Source organism: Klebsiella sp. 2680 (assembly GCF_900198535.1).
Taxonomy (GTDB): Bacteria; Pseudomonadota; Gammaproteobacteria; order Enterobacterales; family Enterobacteriaceae; genus Klebsiella; species Klebsiella indica.
Genome location: NZ_FZNJ01000005.1, coordinates 138,153 through 153,323, shown reverse-complemented (window position 1 = coordinate 153,323; position 15,171 = coordinate 138,153). Strand labels below are relative to the sequence as shown.

Annotated in this window: 13 protein-coding genes and 1 riboswitch; of the genes, 5 read left to right on the top strand and 8 right to left on the bottom strand. The window is 54.3% G+C overall.

The genetic code is table 11. The features are described from left to right. Positions 1 to 3: 3 nt before the first annotated feature. Positions 4 to 1,713 (bottom strand): ribulokinase, encoded by a 1,710-nt coding sequence (gene araB, locus FN037_RS19755; protein WP_138361926.1) that lies wholly within the window; start codon positions 1,711 to 1,713, stop codon positions 4 to 6. Between the two features lie 337 nt (positions 1,714 to 2,050). Between araB and araC the strand changes: the two genes are divergently transcribed. After that, complete coding sequence (gene araC, locus FN037_RS19750; protein ID WP_138361927.1) at positions 2,051 to 2,896, top strand: arabinose operon transcriptional regulator AraC; 846 nt, start codon at positions 2,051 to 2,053, stop codon at positions 2,894 to 2,896. Positions 2,897 to 3,075: 179 nt separating this feature from the next. After that, on the top strand, positions 3,076 to 3,843 hold the full coding sequence (locus tag FN037_RS19745) for a DedA family protein (RefSeq protein ID WP_138362055.1): 768 nt from the start codon (positions 3,076 to 3,078) through the stop codon (positions 3,841 to 3,843). On the opposite strand, the gene thiQ is transcribed toward FN037_RS19745, so the two are convergent. The 4 genes from thiQ to sgrR all read right to left on the bottom strand — a co-directional run bounded on the left by thiQ (position 3,830) and on the right by sgrR (position 8,972). Continuing rightward, the gene (thiQ, locus tag FN037_RS19740) at positions 3,830 to 4,531 is read right to left on the bottom strand and encodes a thiamine ABC transporter ATP-binding protein ThiQ (protein WP_142503020.1); all 702 of its coding nucleotides are present in this window, start codon (positions 4,529 to 4,531) and stop codon (positions 3,830 to 3,832) included. The two genes, FN037_RS19745 and thiQ, sit on opposite strands and share 14 nt — an antisense overlap. After that, a complete protein-coding gene (thiP, locus tag FN037_RS19735) occupies positions 4,515 to 6,125 on the bottom strand; it encodes a thiamine/thiamine pyrophosphate ABC transporter permease ThiP (protein ID WP_138361929.1) in 1,611 nt (536 codons plus the stop codon). Before thiP ends, thiQ begins: the two co-directional genes overlap by 17 nt. Then, positions 6,101 to 7,084 (bottom strand): thiamine ABC transporter substrate binding subunit, encoded by a 984-nt coding sequence (gene thiB / locus FN037_RS19730; protein ID WP_138361930.1) that lies wholly within the window; start codon positions 7,082 to 7,084, stop codon positions 6,101 to 6,103. Before thiB ends, thiP begins: the two co-directional genes overlap by 25 nt. 31 nt (positions 7,085 to 7,115) lie before the next feature. Further along, a riboswitch (TPP riboswitch) is annotated at positions 7,116 to 7,279 on the bottom strand. Between the two features lie 37 nt (positions 7,280 to 7,316). Continuing rightward, a complete protein-coding gene (gene sgrR / locus FN037_RS19725) occupies positions 7,317 to 8,972 on the bottom strand; it encodes an HTH-type transcriptional regulator SgrR (RefSeq protein ID WP_138361931.1) in 1,656 nt (551 codons plus the stop codon). Positions 8,973 to 9,059: 87 nt separating this feature from the next. Here sgrR and sgrT point away from each other — a divergent pair, with 87 nt between their 5' ends. Then, positions 9,060 to 9,212, top strand: coding sequence for a glucose uptake inhibitor SgrT (sgrT, locus tag FN037_RS19720; protein WP_138361932.1), 153 nt, complete (start codon positions 9,060 to 9,062; stop codon positions 9,210 to 9,212). Positions 9,213 to 9,473: 261 nt separating this feature from the next. Next, positions 9,474 to 10,658, top strand: coding sequence for a sugar efflux transporter (locus FN037_RS19715; protein ID WP_142503019.1), 1,185 nt, complete (start codon positions 9,474 to 9,476; stop codon positions 10,656 to 10,658). A gap of 45 nt (positions 10,659 to 10,703) precedes the next feature. Here the strand turns inward: FN037_RS19715 and FN037_RS19710 are convergent, their stop codons facing one another. After that, positions 10,704 to 12,014 (bottom strand): MFS transporter, encoded by a 1,311-nt coding sequence (locus FN037_RS19710; protein WP_138361934.1) that lies wholly within the window; start codon positions 12,012 to 12,014, stop codon positions 10,704 to 10,706. A 222-nt stretch (positions 12,015 to 12,236) separates the two neighbouring features. Here FN037_RS19710 and FN037_RS19705 point away from each other — a divergent pair, with 222 nt between their 5' ends. Beyond that, entirely contained in the window at positions 12,237 to 13,133 is an 897-nt protein-coding gene (locus FN037_RS19705) for a LysR family transcriptional regulator (protein ID WP_138361935.1), read from the top strand. A gap of 37 nt (positions 13,134 to 13,170) precedes the next feature. Here FN037_RS19705 and aroD read toward each other — a convergent pair whose 3' ends face one another. Then, entirely contained in the window at positions 13,171 to 13,926 is a 756-nt protein-coding gene (gene aroD, locus FN037_RS19700) for a type I 3-dehydroquinate dehydratase (RefSeq protein WP_138361936.1), read from the bottom strand. A gap of 30 nt (positions 13,927 to 13,956) precedes the next feature. Beyond that, positions 13,957 to 15,168 carry an MFS transporter gene (locus FN037_RS19695; RefSeq protein WP_142503018.1) on the bottom strand — a complete coding sequence of 404 codons (1,212 nt, stop codon included), beginning with the start codon at positions 15,166 to 15,168 and terminating at the stop codon, positions 13,957 to 13,959. Between the last annotated feature and the right edge of the window lie 3 nt (positions 15,169 to 15,171).

The window sequence follows — 15,171 nt, the reverse complement described above, 5'->3', positions numbered from 1 at the left end:
TCCTTAATGGGTGAGGGCGGCCTGGGATTGCGGGGCTGTTTCCGCCTTTGCAGTCGAAGGGAGATAAAGCTGTTCTGCGCTGACCGACCACTGCTGGTAGCGCTGATAGAGTTGTTCAAACCGTTGCGCCTGATTAGGGTGCGGCTGAAGGGTGCGTTCCACCTGGCTGGCCATATGCTGCTGTGCGGCGGGAATATCGGCGTAGACGCCAGCGGCGACGGCGGCAAAGATAGCCGCGCCAAGCGCGCAGCACTGATCGGACGCGACGATTTGCAGCGGGCGATTCAGCACATCACAGCAAGCCTGCATGATCACCGGGTTTTTCCGCGCGATACCGCCAAGCGCCATCACGTTATTCACCGGAATGCCCTGTTCGGTGAAGCACTCCATAATGGCGCGCGCGCCGAAGGCGGTGGCGGCAATCAGCCCGCCGAACAGCGCCGGGGCGTCGGTGGCGAGGTTCAGATCGGTAATCACCCCTTTCAGGCGTTGGTTAGCGTTCGGCGTGCGGCGACCGTTAAACCAGTCCAGCACCACCGGGAGATGATCGAGTGACGGATTGTTTGCCCAGGCTTCGGTCAGCGCGGGCAGCAGCTGTTTTTGGCTGGCTGTGATCTGCTCTTTTAGTTCCGGATGGGTCTGCGCCAGTTGTTCCAGCGGCCAGCCGAGAATGCGGCCAAACCAGGCGTAAATGTCGCCAAAAGCGGATTGCCCGGCTTCCATACCGATAAAATCAGGGACAACGCTGCCGTCGACCTGGCCGCAAATCCCCTTCACCGTGCGCTCGCCAACGTTTTGCTTATCGGCAATCAGGATGTCGCAGGTTGAGGTGCCGATCACTTTGACCAGGGCATTCGGCTGCGCGCCAGCACCGACGGCGCCCATATGGCAGTCGAAAGCGCCGCCGGAGATGGTGACGGTTTGTGTCAAACCGAGGCGCTGAGCCCACTCGGCGGTCAGGGTGCCGACCGGGATATCCGCGGTGAAGGTATCGCTGAACATCGGGTAGGCGAGGTTCTGATTAATTATTGGGTCGAGTTCATCGAAGAAGCCGGCCGGCGGCAGGCCACCCCAGCTCTCATGCCACAGAGATTTATGCCCGGCGCTACAGCGACCGCGGCGAATATCCTGGGGACGTGTCGTCCCGGAAAGCAGGGCGGGCACCCAGTCGCATAGCTCAATCCATGACACGGCGGCGCGGGCGACGGCGCTGTCCTGGCGGGTGACATGAAGGATCTTGGCCCAGAACCACTCGCTGGAGTAGATACCGCCGATATAGCGGGAGTAATCCTCTTTGCCCGGCTGGTGGCACAGGCGGGTAATCTCCTCCGCCTCCTCTACCGAGGTATGGTCTTTCCACAATACGAACATTGCGTTCGGGTTACTGGCGAACTCTTCGCGTAGCGCCAGCACATTACCGTCGGCGTCAACTGGCGCGGGGGTTGAGCCGGTGCTATCGACGCCGATACCGACAACGGTAGCGCGTTGCTCAGCGCTCAGTGATGCCAGGACGCTTTTCAGCGCCGTTTCCATCGATTCGATATAGTCGCGTGGATGATGACGGAACTGATTGTTTGGGGCATCGCAGAATAGCCCTTTTTGCCAGCGCGGATACCACTCGACGCAGGTGGCCAGCTCTTCGCCGGTTGCGCACTCTACGGCCAGCGCGCGTACTGAATCACTGCCAAAATCGAGGCCAATCGCAATTGCCATGCTGTTACTCCATGCTAAAAATCATTCATGGTGAAACAGTAGATAGTCAGGCAGAAAACCGTCAGGCCGTATTCGCTAATCTTATGGACTATATTGCTGTGACGCTGCAAAGTGTGACATCGTGCAAATATTCAATGTGGACTTTTCTGCCGTCTTTATAGACACTTCAGTTATGCGCTGAAAGCGGTGGAATTGTCCGATTTTCTCAGTTATTACCGAGAAGCGGCGGGTTTTAATTCGATTTCAAACCCGCGTCGCAGTACAGGCTGTCAGCCAGGCGATAAAATGCAAGGTATGGACAATTGGTGTCCTTAATGTCTCCGGGAGAGCTGAGGTTATGGCCGAAACGCAAAACGATCCTTTATTGCCGGGTTACTCTTTTAATGCCCATCTGGTGACGGGCCTGACGCCGATTGACGCCGATGGCTATCTGGATTTCTTTATCGATCGTCCGCTGGGCATGAAGGGCTATATCCTTAATCTGACGATCCGTGGCGAAGGGGTGATCAAGAACCACGGGGAGCAGTTTACCTGTCGGCCTGGGGATATGCTGCTGTTCCCGCCGGGCGAAATTCACCATTATGGCCGTCATCCCAATGCTGGCGAATGGTATCACCAGTGGGTTTACTTCCGTCCACGCGCTTACTGGCATGAGTGGCTTAACTGGCCGACGATTTTTGCCCAGACCGGGTTTTTCCGCCCGGATGAGCAGTGGCTGCCGCGCTTTGGCGAGCTGTTCGGGCAAATCGTTGAGGCCGGGCAGGGGGCGGGGCGCTATTCCGAACTGCTGGCGATCAATCTCATGGAGCAACTGCTGCTGCGGCGTATGGAGGCGATCAATGAATCGTTGCATCCGCCGCTGGATAACCGGGTGCGCGACGCTTGCCAGTATATCAGCGATCATCTGGCGGACAGCCATTTCGATATTGCCAGCGTTGCCCAGCATGTGTGCCTGTCGCCGTCGCGGCTGTCGCATCTGTTTCGCCAGCAACTGGGGATCAGCGTGCTGGGGTGGCGTGAAGATCAGCGGATTAGCCAGGCGAAGCTGCTGCTCAGCACCACGCGGATGCCGATAGCCACCGTGGGGCGTAACGTCGGCTTTGAAGACCAGCTCTACTTTTCACGCGTCTTTAAGAAGTGCACCGGCGCCAGCCCCAGTGAGTTTCGCGCTGGATGCGAATAGAAAGTAAAGAAAGTGAAATGATGGTCCGGTTAATTAACGCAGCCAGTAAACAGGATCTACGCTAAATAATTCACGTTGCCATCTGCAACGTAAAATATGACGGGTAGAAACAATTGATGGCTTGACGAAGTATTCACGGCTCCGGAGAATCCGTGCTTCGTTTTAAAACCGGGTACATTATGCAAGCATTGCTGGAACACTTTATTACGCAATCCACGGTCTATTCTCTGCTGGCTGTTCTGCTGGTCGCTTTCCTCGAATCGTTGGCGTTGGTCGGGCTTATTCTGCCGGGAACGGTGATGATGGCCGGGTTGGGCGCGCTGATCGGTAGCGGCGAGGTTAATTTCTGGCAGGCATGGCTGGCGGGGATTATCGGCTGCTTGCTCGGCGACTGGGTGTCATTCTGGCTAGGCTGGCGGTTTAAGAAGCCGCTGCATCGCTGGTCTTTTTTGAAGAAAAATAAAGCGCTGCTCGATAAGACCGAGCATGCGCTACATCAGCACAGCATGGTGACCATTCTTATCGGGCGGTTTGTCGGGCCGACGCGTCCGCTGGTGCCGATGGTCGCCGGGATGCTTGATCTGCCGGTGGCGAAATTTATCCCGCCAAATATTATTGGCTGCCTGCTGTGGCCGCCGCTCTATTTTTTACCGGGTATCCTCGCCGGGGCGGCGATTGATATTCCGACGGATGAACACAGCGCCAGCTTTAAGTGGCTGCTGCTGGGGGCGGCCCTGCTGGCCTGGCTGGCGGCCTGGTTGTGCTGGCGACTGTGGCGGGGCGCTAACAGCGCGGGCGATCGTTTAACCCGTTTCCTGCCGCGTTCGCGCCTGCGGTGGCTAACGCCGCTGACGGTATGCGTTGCCGCGGCCGCGCTGGTTTTTACCTTCCGCCACCCGCTTATGCCGGTCTATCTTGATATTCTGTATAAGGTTATTGCGCGCTAATCCCCAGCAGCGCTGAGGCGCTGCTGTTGCCCCTGAGCAGCGCGGTAGTCTCGCCGTCCCAGAGTATCCGTCCCTCAGCCACTACCAGCGAACGCGGCGCGATGCGCGCCGCGTCCTCTACGCTGTGCGACACCATTAATAGCGTCAGTTGCTGCTGCTGGCAGACGTCGGCAACCAGCGCCAGCATCTCCTGACGTAGCGCGGGATCGAGCGCTGAGAAGGGTTCATCCAGCAGCAGTACCGGTTGCTGACGCACCAGACAGCGCGCCAGCGCCGCACGCTGGCGTTGCCCGCCGGAAAGCTCGCCAGGCAGGCGATCCAGCAATGCGTCAATCGCCATCTGCCCGGCAATGGTCTGCAAACGGGTGGCCTGCTCTGCGTTCAGCTTTAATCCCGGATGCATCCCCAGCGCGATGTTCTGGCGGATAGTCAGGTGATTAAAGAGATTATTTTCCTGAAACAGCATCGATACCGGACGGCGCGCGGGCGGCGTGTGGGTATGAGGCTGACCGTCGATCTCAATGCTGCCGCTGGCGGGTGATAAAAAACCGGCGATCAGATTCAGCAGGGTACTTTTCCCGGCACCGCTGGGACCGAGGACGGCCAGGCATTCGCCGCGTTCAGCAGAGAGGGTAAAACGCATCGGCAGATGCTGGTAAAGCCAGGTGACATCATTCAGTTTTAGCATCACGCCCCGGAAGTTTTTCAATTACGCTAAAGAGTAAAAAGCACAGCGCCAGCAGCAGCAGAGCGGTAACGGCGCCGTCCTGGCTACGATAAGCGCCAATTTGCTGATACAGATAGAACGGCAGGGTACGAAAATCTTCATTGCCGAACAGCGCCACGACGCCGAAATCGCCGATCGACAGCACGCAGGCGAAAGCCAGCGCCTGGGCCAGCGGGCGTGTTAAGGCGCGAAGCTCCACCACCCTAAGGCGCGTAAAGCCGTGCAAATCCAGCGACTGGCAAAGCGCGCCATAGCGGGTGCTGATATCGCGCATAGGATTTTCCAGCACCTTCAGCGCATAGGGAATCGCCATCAGCGCATTGGTGAAAATCACGATACCGTCGGCGGATTCCGGTAGCCCTGTGCTGTTATTGAGCAGCAGGAAGAATCCGGTGGCCAGTACGATGCCCGGCATGGCGAGGATCAGCATGCCGCTGAGTTCGAGCGCCTGTCCGGCCAACGGGCGATTACGGGCGCGAAGTTCGCGACTGCTCCACAGCAGCATCATGGTCAGCATCACGCTTAACAGCCCGGCGGCAAGGGCGATACGCAGTGAGGTCCCCAGCGCCTGCCATAGCGCAGGCTGTTGCAGGACGCTAAACAGATTGTTATTCAGACCGTCGTATATCACCGCCAGTAGCGGAGGCAGCAACAGTAAAAGCGCGATGACAATGAGCGCAATGTCGCTCAGTCGACTGAACAAACGGTCGTCAGGATCGCGCCAGCCGTGGATGTTGCTGACCCCGATGGCGAGGGCTTTGCTCAGGCGCTGGCTGAGTAATACCAGCCCGAGGCAGCAGACCATCTGGATCAGCGCCAGCATCGCCGCGCGCGCCGGGTCATAGTCGAAATTGAGCGCCTGGTAGATCGCCAGTTCGATCGTGGTCGCGCGCGGGCCGCCGCCCAGCGACAGCACGGTCGCAAAGCTGGCGAAACAGAGCATAAAGATCAGCGCCGCGACGGGCAGAATTTGCCGACGCAGCCATGGCCATTCAACCAGCCGGAAGAAGGCGTAGCCGCGCATCCCTAGTTGGGCGGCGATTTGCCGCTGTTCGCCGGGGATATTTTCCAGCGTTTGCAGCAGCAGGCGCGTGGCCATTGGCATATTGAAGAACACATGCGCCAGCAAGATCCCTTGTAATCCGTAGGGTGAAAACGTCCACTGCCAGCCGAACACGGTAAACAATTCAGCCAGCCAGCCCTGGCGACCGTAAACGCTAAGAATGCCGAATACCGCCACCAGCACCGGCAAGATTAAGGTCATCGCGCACAGGCGCAGCAGCAGCGTGCGCCCGGGGAAGCGCCGACGGTAGAGCGCGCGGGCGAGAAAAATCGCCGGTATCACGGAAAGCAGCGCGGAAAGAAACGCCTGCCAGAAAGAAAAGCGCACCACATGCCAGAGATAGCTATCGCTAACCATCGATCCCCAGACCGCTTCCGGCGCGCTGAACCACAGCGCCAGAAAAGCAGCCAGCGCGACGGCGACCAGTAAGGTCGCCGCCGTCAGGCCGGGCAGCAGCCAGCCGAAAGTTAGCGGCTGACGGCGCGTTGCCATGCGCTGATCCAGTTCTGGCGCTCAGCCGCCACCTGTTGCGGCGTAAATTCAAGGGTGGTTTGCGGTTTGATCAGCCCGTCAAAACCTGCGGGAAGCGCAACCTGGGTAACCGGGTACATCCAGTTGCCGGTGGGGATCGTGTTCTGGAAGCCGGGAGAAAGCATAAATTTGAGGAATTTCTCTGCCAGCTCCGGTTGTTTGCTGGCCGCGGTGCGGGCGGCAACTTCGACCTGCAAATAGTGGCCTTCCGCGAAGTTGGCCGCCGCGTAGTTATCTTTTTTCTCTTCGATAATGTGATAAGCCGGGGAGGTGGTGTAGCTGAGCACCAGGTCGCTTTCGCCCTTGAGGAACAGGCCGTAGGCTTCGCTCCAGCCTTTGGTGACGGTGACGGTTTTCGCCGCCAGTTTCTGCCAGGCTTCCGGCGCGTTATCGCCGTAGACTTTTTGCATCCACAGCAGCAGGCCGAGGCCCGGCGTGCTGGTGCGCGGATCCTCATAAATGACCCGCCATTTCTGCTGGCTCTCAACCAGCTCTTTCAGGCTTTTCGGCGGATTTTTGAGCTTGTTTTTATCGTAAACAAAGGCGAAATAGCCGTAATCGAATGGAACGAAGGTATCGTTGCGCCAGCCGCCGGGTACGCTGACCGCGCGGGTAGATACGCCGCTTTTGGCGAACAGCTTGCTCTGGGCCGCGGCTTCCAGCAGGTTGTTATCCAGTCCAATCACCACATCGGCTTTGCTGTTTTTGCCTTCCATTCGCAGACGATTGAGCAGCGAGACGCCATCTTCCAGCGCCACGAACTTCAGTTCGCAGTCGCAGTCCGCTTCAAAGGCTTTTTTGACCGCCGGGCCTGGCCCCCAGTCGGCGGCGAAGGAGTCGTAGGTATAAACGGTCAGGGTGGGTTTGGCAAAAACCGGCGCGGCGACCAGCGCCAGCAGGGGAAGTAATTTTTTTAACACTTTGCACCTCAGAAGAAGGGGGGGCAAAGGATTTTGAGTGGGCCTCAAATCCCTTCGCCGGCGTTATCCGGATCAGGTTCGACGGGTATTTTCTCAGCCCATACGCTTTATCTTTCTGGTTGCTTCCGGGCTAACCGCGCGTCGATGCAACTCGAATGATATTGTGTATGTTTATTAGCACCCCGTTGAGAACGGCAGTTAGTGTAATGATTTTATCTGCTAACGAAAAGCGTTACGGCTCCGGCGGCGCAAACCAGGCTGACTTAAAGTCAAACCAGCCAAGGGTGTTCATTCGCACGCCGCGCATACTGCGTTGCCCCTGGATCATCAGCCAGTGGTGAATGAGCGGCACGATAGTTTGCGTGGTGAGCAACTGCTGGCTCCAGGCCGCCGGATTAAGCTCTCCCGCGCGCCAGCGGCCGGCATCGCGCTCCCAGTCAATGGGAATACATTTGCGAATCAGCGGGACTTCATACAGCCAGGCAAACAGGGAAAAATCGATCGGCAGCGTAAAGTTGGCGCTGTTGAGCCACACGTCACTCACTACCTCTCCGCGATGCCACTCTTCGTATTCCAGTTCCTGAATCTCCAGCTTCACCTGATGTTCGGCCAGCAGCGTCGCCATGATCTTGCCCATGACGCGATGTTCGACGTGCTCCTGATAGTAGGTCAGCCTGACCGTTTCCAGACCTGGCGGTTTTTCACAGGCATGGCTGCGCGCATGATGCCAGCGGGGCAGCAGGCCATAGGCTGGAAACCAGTTGCCCTGGTAGTGTTCACCAGCGTGATAGAGCAGGTTAGCGGGCTGGAACAGATAACTTAACCACTGGCGTACCGCCGTATTACCGCCGAGCGGGCTGCGGGAGTCGAACAGCAGGTAATAGCAGCCTTCTTCAAGGCGGCTTTCTACCGCTTTTTCACTCTCCGTACTTCCCTGAAGCGTTAACCCGCCGTTGGACTCTTCACCAATTTCCGGCAGTACCCAGACGTTGACTTCATCAATTAGCGCCCGGTAGCCGAAATAGTCGTCGAAAGCGTGAATTTTAAGTTGATTCTGGTTATTACGCACAACCGAGTAAGGGCCGGTGCCAATGGGCGTGCTGGCGAATTTTTCCATCGACCGCCACTCCTGGGGCAGGATCATCGCCTGAACCTGGCTGAGTAACCACGGTAGCCAGCGGTCGGGCTGACTAAGATGAATATCCAGGGTCCATGCGGTGGGGGAGTCGATACGCTCAATATGGGAGAAGAGCGGCAGCGTGTTGCTACGCTGTAAGGAAGAGATGACATCCGCCATCTCCAGTTCCCGACCATGATGAAAATGTATGCCCGGACGAAGAAAAAAACGCCAGTGAGTGGCGGTGATCTGCTGCCAATGGTGAGCAATATCCGCTTCCAGTTCCCCATTTTCCTCATTTACTCGCGTCAGCGCGCTAAAAATCTGCCGCACGATGTGCGTTTCTGAGCGGCGCAGCGCGCTGCCTGGCAGCAGATTTTTCATCGGTCGATAGTAGAGCACGCGCAGAATATGCCGACCCTGGCGGAAGCTGCGGCCAAGATGGGAGATCAGCATCTGTCGGACGGCGGCTTTATCACCGACTAACTGTACCAGCTGATCGATCCTGTCCTGTTCCAGCAGATCTTCCGCTCTTTGCTGCTGCAGGGCCAGACCGGTATAGAGAAAAGCCAGTCGGGAACGCTTACCGCGTCCGGCTTCCGCCTGCCAGGTCAGCCAGCCACGCTCTTCCATCATATTCAGTAAGGTGCGCATATGGCGGCGCGAGCAGCTCAGCATATCTGCCAGTTCATTAAGCGTCGTCTCCTGCGACTTACCGTCGCAGCACTGCCATAAGCGGATGAACTGCTGTTGTAAACGGCTGGAAGACATAAAAGGGGAACTCCTGATAAAAACTCAGCAATTTATGACTTCCTATATTAAGTCAATAATCACCTTCGATGAAGTGAGGAGGTGAATATGATGAGGTCTACCACACAACAGTTCTACCAACGCTACTTTTCTGCGACGCAGGATGCGTCCTGGCTGGCCCGCCTGATGGCAGGAAGACAGCAGAAAATGCTCGGCGAACTGATGCAGTGGGGAGTGACGTCGCAGACCTCGGTTCATTGACTTGCAGACATCATGTGTGACTGAGTATTGGTGTTATATTCGCCCGTTTTTCAAGCTGCAGTTATCTGTGTCGCCAGAGATTGACAGTCTGGCTGCATGATTCAGCCTGGGTCCCTCCTCTGGTGAGCCAGGGTAAGCGCTGTTCAGTAACCTTTGTATAGTTATTGTCCTGCAACTCGAAATTCATAGAGTATAGAATCACCCGCCAGCAGAAATCTTCTGCTGGCTTTTTTCTTTTTTTCGCGCGCTAAAGGATATGTGATGCTGTGGTTAATGACGATGGGGCGCCGTCTTAACGGCGTGTACGCCGCTTTTATGCTGGTCGCGTTTATGATCGGTATTGCAGGCGCGCTGCAGGCGCCGACGCTCAGTTTATTCCTTAGTCGCGAAGTGGGCGTGCAACCCTTTTGGGTGGGACTGTTCTATACGGTTAACGCGATTGCCGGCATTCTGGTCAGCCTGGCGCTGGCTAAGCGCTCGGATAGCCGGGGCGATCGTCGACGCCTGATCATGTTCTGCTGCCTGATGGCGGTAGGAAACGCGCTGCTGTTTGCGTTTAATCGTCATTATCTGACGCTGATCACCGGTGGCGTGATGCTGGCCTCGGTGGCGAACGCCGCGATGCCGCAGCTTTTTGCGCTGGCGCGGGAATACGCCGATAGCTCGGCCCGTGAAGTGGTGATGTTCAGTTCGATAATGCGTGCTCAGCTCTCGCTGGCATGGGTGATCGGTCCTCCGCTGGCCTTTATGCTGGCGCTTAATTATGGCTTCACGACCATGTTTTCGATAGCGGCGGGGATCTTTGTCATCAGTCTGGCGCTCATCGCTTTCAGGCTCCCGTCGGTCGCCCGTGTTGAACAACCCTCGGAGGAGGGGGGAGTGCTGAGGCAGGTCGGGGGATGGCACGATAAAAATGTCCGTATGCTGTTTATCGCCTCCACGCTGATGTGGACCTGCAACACTATGTATATCATTGATATGCCACTGTGGATCAGCAGCGATCTCGGACTGCCGGACAGCCTCGCCGGAGTCCTGATGGGGACGGCCGCCGGACTGGAGATTCCGGCGATGATTCTGGCGGGTTACTTTGTTAAGCGCTGGGGCAAGCGCAATATGATGGTGGCGGCGGTTGCCGCGGGCGTGCTGTTTTATATTGGCCTGATTCTGTTTCACGGCCGCGTGGCGCTGCTGGTTTTACAGCTGTTTAATGCGGTGTTTATCGGTATTATCGCCGGGATTGGCATGCTGTGGTTTCAGGATCTGATGCCCGGACGAGCAGGGGCGGCAACGACGCTATTTACCAACAGTATCTCCACCGGGGTCATTCTGGCAGGCGTCATTCAGGGCGCGCTGTCGCAAAGCTATGGGCATATCAGCGTTTACTGGATGATTACGGCGATTTCGCTGGTGACGCTGTTTATGACCAGCAGGGTTAAGAATATTTAGCGCCTGAGTGCTCCGGCAGCCTGCCGGAGCACTGTCCGTCATGCGTTATTTCAATACAATTCGTTTGATATCGCCGATAATGAAGATATACGCAATAACGCCAATCAACGCGGTCACACCGATATAAATGAGCGCGTAGAAGAAATTACCGGTCATTGAGATGATAACGCCAATGATTAATGGGGTAATGATTGACGCCATATTTGCACAAAAATTAAAAATCCCCCCGGTAAGCCCGGCCATATTCTTCGGCGCTATATCTGAGATCAATGTCCAGCCTAGCCCGACCATGCCCTGGCCAAAAAAGGCAATTGACATGATGATAATAACGGCGGTGTTACTATCCACCCAGTTAGCGGTAATTATTGTGCCGGAAAGTAATAGTCCGGAAATAATCGGGAGTTTTCTGCTAATATTTACTGAACATGTCTTTTTTAATATTTTATCCGATATCCAGCCGCCGAAAATAATGCCGATGGCCGCTGCCAGAAAGGGCCAGGAAGCAAAGAAACCAACGTGAAGCCACGGTAAATGACGCTCGTTCGCGAGATAGGTCGGGAACCAGGTCAAAAAGAAAACCAGCGTCGTGTTACCGGCATATTGCCCCAGGCTGGCGCCAATGATTTGTCGGCAGCACAGCAGGCGTTTCGCATCAGGCCAGTTAAAGGGAATATTTTCATTGGGTTGTGCGGTATTTTCTGCGCCGATATATTCCAGTTCGGCTTGATTTGCGGTTTTTGACTCATGAGGTTCATGATAAAACTTCCACCACACAAAGGTAAATACAATACCTAATCCACCGGTAATAAAAAATAATGTTCTCCAGCCATGATGTTCAAGAATTAAAAAGAGCAATGGAGAAAAAGCGGCCAGGCCAATATATTCTCCGACGGTGTAGGTCGCCGTTGCGCGCGCGCGTTCATGCTGTGGAAACCATTTACTGACAACCCGGCTGTTGACCGGGAAACAGGGCGCTTCGCTGATACCTAACCCTAAACGCAGCAGCAGTAGGGATTTCAACCCCACGCTAAAGCTTTGTAATAGGGTAAAGGTGGACCAGAAAAAAATTGACAGGGCATAGGTTAATTTATTGCCAAAACGATCTAAAAACATCCCGCCAGGAATTTGAGCCAGCGCATAAGTCCAGGCGAAAGCGGAAAAAACGATACCCATCATCGTCGGGTCGATATGTATTTCGCGGGTTAAACTGGGTGCAACAATACCCAAAATGGTACGATCGAGATAATTTATCATCGTCCCAATAGAGAGTAACAGTAGAATGACAATTCGCGTTTTGCTTCGTTTCTGTGTGGCCGACGGCAGAATCGGCCGTTCCTCAGCATTTATCGTCCTCATATAGAATTCCTTTAAAGTTTAAAATATTTTTGCATGACTACAGGCATGCAAAAATACTCTGTTGCAGGACCGATACATCGATCATCGGCAATACCGTATGCGTCGCTGGCATTAAATAACAAAATAATATTTGATATAGCCCTGGTATTTCTCTTTTATGGCTTATCAGCGATGGCTTGTATGGTATATTAGATCTATTTTTATATTATACGAGAAAAAATAATGAACCTGAAGCAACTTTATTATTTTAAGAGACTGGCGGAAACGGAGCATTACACGGAAGCAGCCTCCAGTCTTTTTATCACCCAACCCTCCCTGAGCCATGCTATTTCTGAACTGGAGAAAGAGCTGGGCGTCGCGCTGTTCGCCAGAAAAGGGCGCAATGTTAAGATCACGCAGAATGGCAAACGCTTTCTGCCCTATGTCGAGGATGCGCTGGCCTCTTTAGAAAATGGCCGTATGACGTTGCAAAAAAATAATTCAGAGAACAAAGAAAACATTCGCATCGCGTTTATTTACACCATGGGAGAGCATGTTGTTCCACGGTTAATCCATAAGTACTCACTTTCACCCTCTCGTCACAATGTGACATTTTCTTTTACTCAGGGTACCTCGCTAAGTTTATTGCAGGATCTTAAGGCCGGGAAAAGCGACCTGGTTATTTGTTCCTATATTGCTGATGAACCGGATATTGATTTTATTCCCATTATTCAGCAAGAGCTGGTGGTCGTGACGGCGAAAGATCATCCTCTGGCCAGATTGTATGAAAATGAAGTCGATCTGGCGGAAACGATTCATTATCCCTATATCTATTTTTCAGAAAACAGCGGGCTACGACCTTTTATTGATAATGTCTTTATGCAACAAAAACTGGTGCCGGATATTGCCTGCTATGTGGAAGAGGATACGGCGATGGCGGGACTGGTCAGTATTGATTATGGTATTGCGATCATGCCGCGAATTTCCGCACTCTCATATTATAACGTGCATATCCTGACGATAAAAAATGCGATTCCTCCTCGTTATATTTATCTGGCAACGATGAAAGAAAGGGTGTTTTCCCCGGCAATTCAGTCATTTAAAGAAGTCATTATCAATGACAGCCAAAAAATCAGTTGAACAGATGCCCGGAGAGATTCTCCGGGCAACCTCATTCTCAGGAGAGAATGTCCATAAGCTCACGCAGTTGGCTAATGGCGATTTGTCCCGGTGCCGAGGCGTGGCCCACGGTACCGAAAGTCATTGCCGAACCGAACAGGCGACCTGTTACCCGGCTAACGCCGCCGGATTTTCCCATCGACATGGTGATTAATGGGCGAGTGGCATATTTTTCTTTCATGGTCAGGGTCGCAGAGAGCAGCGTTAGTACATCCTGCGGTGACTGCGGCATAACCGCGATCTTCGGCAGGTCGGCACCCAGGTCCTGCATACGGCGCAAACGGTAGATGATATCTTCCTGAGCCGGTGTTTTATGAAAATCATGATTACTCATGATGACTTTTACACCAGCAGAGTGCGCATCGTTTACCAGCGAGCGAATTTGCGCTTCGTCGTTGAACAACTCAATATCAATGACGTCGGCCAGACCACTGTTGACCGCCTGGCGATTCAGCTCGAAATAGGCTTCATCGCTGATTTCCGTTTCTCCTCCCTCTTTTTTACTGCGGAAGGTGAACAGCAGCGGCATATTTTTTAGCCGCTGGCGAATTTCACTCAGTGCCAGCAGTACCTGCTCCGTCTCTCTAACCTGCGTGAAGTGATCGACGCGCCATTCGATAATGTCGGCTCCGGCCGTTGCCAGCGCGCAGGCATTGTCTTGCAGCTCCTCAAGCGTTTTGCCGATCAGCGGCACGCAAATTAAGGTTTCCCCTTCCCGGAAGGTAATGTTTTTTACTGTTACTGCGTTCGTCATGTGGGTATCCATTCTTTTTGTCAGCGACTATCAGAGGGTTGCCGCGACATGCGCGGTTTTTGCCGCGGCGCGAGTCTGAAACTGACGATAACCGATGTACAGCGCAATCACAAAACCAATGATGGCGATAAAGAAATCAAACCACATAATGCTGGCGATGCCGATCTTCGAGAGTTTTGCCGTGATCAACGGGATCGTAAAGCTGGCCACACTCCCTGCAGTGTAGAAAATCCCGGTAGCTTTGCCTTTCCCGTCCGGGAAACTCATAGCCATAATGGTCGCCCCTATTTGCATCACCCCGCCGGCGGCGGAGAAGCCAAAAACAAAAGCGAAACCGGTAACTATCATTGGCGTGGGGAACAGGCAGACGATCAGCAGCGAAATCATCGACAGACAGGTATATATCATCATCGCAACTGCCGAACTGACGACGCCTCTGACAAGCGCGGCGGTGACGAATACGCACGTCAGCGAGCCCATGGTATAGATACTCAGCAGTTTGATGGCTGATGCGTAAGGGATCCCGGCAACAAACTGACCATACTGTGCGAGCCACTGGCTGACCAGATAGAACGTGGCCATGCTGATGTAGCCGTACAGAGTAAATACGATCATATCAAGCTTGTTGGCGTTGCTCTGCGGCGCTGGGGTCACCTGTACTTTTGCGACGCTCTCCTTTTTCGTCTGCTGGTCCGGGAACGGCATTTTCAGCAGATAGAGACCGCTGATAACGAACAGCGCGGCGGCAATGATAAACGACCAGCCAAACCACAGATTTGCCCATATCAGAAAACTAATGATAAATGGCAACAAGAACTGCCCGGCAGAGATAAAGGCTTTGATCAGCACATTCGCGCGGCTGGCAGAGTCAGGAAAAGATTCCATCAGCGCCGGGTAGGTTCCGGAGTCGAGGAAGCTGTTCGCCAGGCCCGCCATAATACCGCAGAAGTAGGCCAGATAGATGTTCTTCGTCATCAATATACCGATAAAGAAGACCAGATAGCTGGCTATCCCGAGATAAACAAAGGGTTTGCGGCCAAAGCGGTCGGACAGGAACCCTGTCACGATCGTGGCGAGCTTACCGATACCAAGCGACGAGATAACAATGGAGACGCCGGCAGCATCAGTTCCCCACTGTGTCTGTAAATTCGCCATATTGAGGGTAATTAACAAAACCCCCATGCCGTGGATCATGTAGTTGAGGTATAGCCCGGCTGCCGTTGGAACATATTTATTTTTCATCGC

Coding starts and splice junctions, on each gene's coding strand:
- araB (WP_138361926.1), bottom strand. CDS start 1,713: ATGGCAATTGCGATTGGCCTCGATTTTGGCAGTGATTCAGTACGCGCG.
- araC (WP_138361927.1), top strand. CDS start 2,051: ATGGCCGAAACGCAAAACGATCCTTTATTGCCGGGTTACTCTTTTAAT.
- FN037_RS19745 (WP_138362055.1), top strand. CDS start 3,076: ATGCAAGCATTGCTGGAACACTTTATTACGCAATCCACGGTCTATTCT.
- thiQ (WP_142503020.1), bottom strand. CDS start 4,531: ATGCTAAAACTGAATGATGTCACCTGGCTTTACCAGCATCTGCCGATG.
- thiP (WP_138361929.1), bottom strand. CDS start 6,125: ATGGCAACGCGCCGTCAGCCGCTAACTTTCGGCTGGCTGCTGCCCGGC.
- sgrR (WP_138361931.1), bottom strand. CDS start 8,972: ATGTCTTCCAGCCGTTTACAACAGCAGTTCATCCGCTTATGGCAGTGC.
- sgrT (WP_138361932.1), top strand. CDS start 9,060: ATGATGAGGTCTACCACACAACAGTTCTACCAACGCTACTTTTCTGCG.
- FN037_RS19715 (WP_142503019.1), top strand. CDS start 9,474: ATGCTGTGGTTAATGACGATGGGGCGCCGTCTTAACGGCGTGTACGCC.
- FN037_RS19710 (WP_138361934.1), bottom strand. CDS start 12,014: ATGAGGACGATAAATGCTGAGGAACGGCCGATTCTGCCGTCGGCCACA.
- FN037_RS19705 (WP_138361935.1), top strand. CDS start 12,237: ATGAACCTGAAGCAACTTTATTATTTTAAGAGACTGGCGGAAACGGAG.
- aroD (WP_138361936.1), bottom strand. CDS start 13,926: ATGACGAACGCAGTAACAGTAAAAAACATTACCTTCCGGGAAGGGGAA.
- FN037_RS19695 (WP_142503018.1), bottom strand. CDS start 15,168: ATGAAAAATAAATATGTTCCAACGGCAGCCGGGCTATACCTCAACTAC.